Below are 2,841 nucleotides of genomic sequence, written 5' to 3'. Positions count from 1 at the left end.
CCCTGCCGGCCTCCGGCGCCGGGTCGCCGCACTGGGAGGACCCGGTCCCGGCGGCGCCGCCGACGGTGCTGACCGGGCTGGTCGACCAGTTGGCCGCCGGGTTCGGCCGGGCGCGGCGCGGTGGCCGGGTGCTGCACGGGTACGCCGAGCACCGGATGCGCAGCACGTTCCTCGGCACCTCCACGGGTGTGCGGCTGCGCCACGACGAGCCCGCCGGGCACCTGGAGCTGACCGCCCGCGACCGGGACGGCTTCCCGGTCTGGACGAACGCCGTGACCACCGACTTCGGCGACGTCTCGGTGGCCGCGCTGCAGGACGAGCTGGACCGGCGCCTGCACTGGGGCCGGCGACGCTTCGAGGTGCCGCCCGGCCGCTACGAGTGCCTGCTGCCGCCGACCGCCGTCGCCGACCTGATGAACTACGCCTACACCACGGCGGGAGCCAGGGCGGCGGCGCAGGGGCGGACGGTCTACAGCGGACCGGGGGGCCGGACCCGGATCGGGGAGCAACTCGCCGGCGTGCCGCTGACCCTGCGCAGCGACCCGGCGGCCGACGGGCTACGCTGCGCCCCGTTCCTGGTGGCGCCGGCGTCGACGCCGACGAGATCGGTGTTCGACAACGGCCTTCCGCTGGGCGCGACCCGCTGGTGGGACCAGGGTCGGCTGCGGTCGCTGGTGCACACCCGCGACAGCGCGGACGAGTTGGACATGCCGCTCACGCCGGCGGTGGACAACCTCATCCTGGAGGGGCCGGGCGGTGCGTCGGCCGCCGACCTGATCGCGGCGACCCGGCGTGGCCTGCTGGTGACGAGCCTCTGGTACATCCGTGAGGTGGACCTCGCCACCATGGCCCTCACCGGGCTGACCCGGGACGGCGTCTACCTGGTGCGCGACGGCGAGGTCGTCGGTGCGGTCAACAACTTCCGCTTCAACGACAGCCCCCTGGCGATGGCCGCCCGGGTCACCGAGGTGGGCCGGACCGTGCCGACCCGGGCCCGCGACTGGGGCGACGCGGTGGCGCGTACGGCCATGCCGATGCTGCGCGTCCAGGACTTCCGGCTCACCGCGGCGACCCACGCGGTCTGACCGCGCCCGATCCGGCCGGCGTACCGCTGACGCCGGCTGCCCTCCGGCACGCCCCCGGCTTGACGCCGGCGGCCCGTCGCGGACGGGCGCGGCCTCACCCGAGCCTGTGGGGCACCCCGACCATGCGGCCCCGAAGCGGTATACGAACAAATAGCGTCGGTGGGATGTGCGCCTGCGAGGATTCAACCCTCCCCATTGGATGATCCCCTTGAACCATCAGTGAAACCGGACATTATTTCGCAAACGATCACTGCGGGCCCGTTGACAGTTACTTTAGAAAACAATAGCGTTCGGGTCAGTGGTCCTCCCGGGTTGAGCAGAGCGTCACAGAGGGCGTCAGGGCATCCGGGGCAAACAGGGAGGTGGAGCCGTGACTGACACGGCGAGAGAGACCTACGAGTCGCTCAACATCGAGCCGAAGCCGCTGCGGCCGCACATCCTGGCTGCGGCGACGGTCGTCTTCGGTGACGACTACTACGGCGGCCGTCGGGAGACGATCAACCTGTCGGGCTTCGTGCAGATGAACAAGTGGCCGATGCCGGGGTTCAAGCACACCGTCGACGAGGACGGCACGGCGAGCTTCAACCTGGAGCTCATCAGCGCCCCCGAGGTCGGCATCAAGGGGTTCAGCTACACGCTGAACGACCGGATCCAGATCCTGTCGAACCCGTACCTGCCGAACACCGGTCACATCAAGCAGATCGTGCCCGGCAAGAACTTCCCCGCGGAGTTCTACATCCGGCGGTTCGGCATCCTGGAGACCAGCACCATGCGGCTGGCCCACCGGGGTGTCATCGACGTCAAGGGGATCGTGGACGGCCTTCCGCCGTACAAGACCCCGCTCACCTCGCCGTTCCTCGGCCGCCCGTACGGCGACCAGGGTGAGGTCATGCCGGCGCACAACGTGGTCCGGGGCACCAACCTCCCGGCCGCGTGGTACCCGTCGAACGACGAGAACGAGGCCGTCGGCAACACGCCGAGCGCCTTCTTCGCGTCGAGCATCGGCCCGTGCGTCTCGATGCTGGTCGACCCGTCGATCATCATCCAGGCCTCGACCGAGGCGAAGATCAAGGTCGAGGTCAACGGCCGCACCGAGGAGATCGAGCTCGCCGGCGACTACCCGCTCGCCGCGGGTGCCGAGATCCTCCTCTTCGGGCCGGAGAAGCACGACCAGGGCTCCGGGGTGCTGGCCCAGCTCGCCCGCGTGGCGCTGGTGGGCAACAGCCCGGCTCTCGGCGGCAAGGTCATGCTGCGGGCCAGCTTCTTCACCGTCTCGGGCGGCCAGCTCGGCGACGGCAACGAGGAGAGCCTGAGCCGGCTGCGCTACCCGGGTGAGCTGCACTTCGACGCTCACTTCGAGCTGGTGACCCCGTCCGCCACGCTCTACGCGGCGGCCCCGGTGCACCTGAGCGGCCAGCTCAAGGACATCGAGCCGACCGGCACGCTGCTGACCGCCGAGCACGCCGACGCCGCGCTGCGGACGAAGGACGGCGAGTCCCGGGCGCGCCTGACCGGTGTGTCGATGAAGCTGGGTGACGCGCTGGTGGGCTCGGAAGCCTACGTCAGCGCGTGACGACCAACCGCCGTTGGTAGTCCCGAAAGACGTCGTCCCGGGTGGCCTCCTGTCACCCGGGACGGCGTCACTCTCCAGGGGTGGCAGACATGTTCGAGCGGTTCACCGACCGAGCGCGACGGGTTGTCGTCCTGGCCCAGGAAGAGGCCCGGATGCTCAACCACAACTACATCGGTACGGAGC

The 2,841-nt window shown here is 70.4% G+C and carries 2 protein-coding genes; both read left to right on the top strand.

The genetic code is table 11. The annotated features are described in order from the left end of the window. On the top strand, window positions 1-1,085 hold a 1,085-nt coding region (locus tag AB0L34_RS33450; protein ID WP_363709632.1), incomplete at its 5' end, for a metallopeptidase TldD-related protein. 370 nt (window positions 1,086-1,455) lie between these two features. Next, complete coding sequence (locus AB0L34_RS33445; protein ID WP_350687465.1) at window positions 1,456-2,658, top strand: DUF6004 family protein; 1,203 nt, start codon at window positions 1,456-1,458, stop codon at window positions 2,656-2,658. The last annotated feature ends 183 nt before the right edge of the window (window positions 2,659-2,841 follow it).

Origin of the sequence: Micromonospora sp. NPDC052213 (assembly GCF_040679695.1) — a bacterium.
In the GTDB taxonomy this organism is placed as follows: Bacteria; Actinomycetota; Actinomycetes; order Mycobacteriales; family Micromonosporaceae; genus Micromonospora.
This window is presented reverse-complemented; position numbering and strand designations above follow the sequence as displayed.